The sequence below is a fragment of the Streptomyces mexicanus genome, assembly GCF_902506575.1.
Taxonomy (GTDB): Bacteria; Actinomycetota; Actinomycetes; order Streptomycetales; family Streptomycetaceae; genus Streptomyces; species Streptomyces mexicanus.
This window is the reverse complement of sequence record NZ_LR732578.1, coordinates 1-1,755: the sequence shown is the minus strand read 5'-3', so window position 1 is coordinate 1,755 and position 1,755 is coordinate 1. Positions and strand designations below refer to the sequence as shown.

Annotated in this window: 1 protein-coding gene; it reads right to left on the bottom strand. The window is 79.1% G+C overall.

The features are described from left to right. Nucleotides 1–9: 9 nt before the first annotated feature. Nucleotides 10–1,458, bottom strand: coding sequence for an NAD(P)H-hydrate dehydratase (locus tag GV126_RS32575; protein WP_159674580.1), 1,449 nt, complete (start codon nucleotides 1,456–1,458; stop codon nucleotides 10–12). Nucleotides 1,459–1,755 lie beyond the last annotated feature (297 nt).

The following is a 1,755-nucleotide window of genomic DNA, read 5'->3' as shown; positions in this document are numbered from 1 at the left end:
CGCCCGCTCTCACCCGCCCACGGCGTCGCGCACGTCCCGCCAGGCCCCGGGGATGTGATCCGCCACGTCGTGCGCGCCGATGGGGGCGCCCTGGGCGGCGTGGCGGCCGGCCAGGCCGTGGAGGTAGGCGGCGACGCTGCCCGCGTCGCGGGCGGACAGGCCCGCGGCGAGCAGCGAGCCCGCCAGGCCGGAGAGGACGTCACCGCTGCCGGCCGTGGCCAGCCACGGGGTGCCGGTCGGGTTGACCCGTACGGGACCGCCGTCGGGGCCGGCGACCAGCGTGGTGGAGCCCTTCAGGAGCACGGTGGCGCGGTAGCGGGCGGCCAGTTCCCGCACCGAGGCCAGGCGGGCGGCCTCCACCTCCTCCCGCGCCACGCCGAGCAGGGCGGCGGCCTCCCCGGCGTGCGGGGTCATCAGGGTCGGGGCCGTACGGGAGCGCACGGCCCCGACGTCGGCCAGGCGCAGGCCGTCCGCGTCGAGCAGCACGGGCACGTCCGCCTCCAGCACCTCGGCGACGGTCCCGGCGTCGTCCCCGGCGCCCGGCCCGACGACCCACGCCTGCACCCGGCCCGCCCGGTGCGGCCCCTGGTCGGAGACGAGCGTCTCGGGGAAGCGGGCGATGACGGCCGCTCCGGCCGGGCCGACGTACCGGACGGCGCCCGCGCCGCCGCGCAGCGCGCCCGACACGGCGAGCACGGCCGCGCCCGGGTAGCGGGCGGAGCCGGCCGCGACACCGACGACACCGCGGCGGTACTTGTCGCTCTCGGCGGCCGGCACGGGCAGCAGGGCGGCCACGTCGGCGTGCTGCAGCGCCTCCAGGTCCGGCTCGGCGGGCAGCTCGGGACCCAGGCCGATGTCGACGAGGCGGACGGTGCCGGCGTAGGCGCGGGCCGGATCGATCAGCAGCCCGGGCTTGTGGGTGCCGAAGGTGACGGTCAGGTCGGCGCGCACGGCCGCGCCCAGGACCTCCCCGCTGTCGGCCTCGACGCCGCCGGGCAGGTCCACGGCGACGACGGCGGCCGCCGCCCTCGCCGCGCGCTCGGCCAGCGGGGCCGCGGCGGGGCGCAGGCCGCCCTTGCCGCCGATGCCGACGATGCCGTCGATCACCAGGTCCGCCCGGTCGATCAGCTCCTCGGCCGTCTCCGGGCGGGCGACGGTGCCGCCCGCGCGGCGCAGGGCGGCGAGGCCGCCGGGGTGGGTGCGTTCGCCGGCGAGGAGCACGGCGGCGACGCCGGCGCCGCGGCGGGCCAGCCGGGCTCCGGCGTACAGGGCGTCGCCGCCGTTGTCGCCACTGCCGACGAGGAGCACCACCCGGCTGCCGTAGACCCGCCCGAGCAGGTCCGCGCAGGCCGCGGCGAGCCCGGCGGCGGCCCGCTGCATGAGGGTGCCGTCGGGGAGCCGCGCCATGAGGGCACGCTCGGCTGTCCTGACCGTCTCGACGCTGTACGCGGTACGCATGCCGTCGAGTCTGCCCCGCATGGTCCGCGGCCCGCACGGGAACCCGTCACTGGCCCCGCAGCGGCCGGATGCCCGGCACCGAGTGGCCCGTTCCCGGCGGGCCGCCGAGCATGGGGGTGGCCCGCACGCACGGAGGCGGCACACCCGAGGAAAGGGGCGCGCGCGCATGGTGGACGAGCCGGTCTCCACCGACACGTCGCTCAAGCTCCAGGCGATGGAGCTGCTGCTGGTCGAGCAGCGGTTCCGGATCGCCCGGTACGTGGCCGCGCACGCGCTGACCGCGTCCGGAGCGGGGAC

Coding starts and splice junctions, on each gene's coding strand:
- GV126_RS32575 (WP_159674580.1), bottom strand. CDS start 1,458: ATGCGTACCGCGTACAGCGTCGAGACGGTCAGGACAGCCGAGCGTGCC.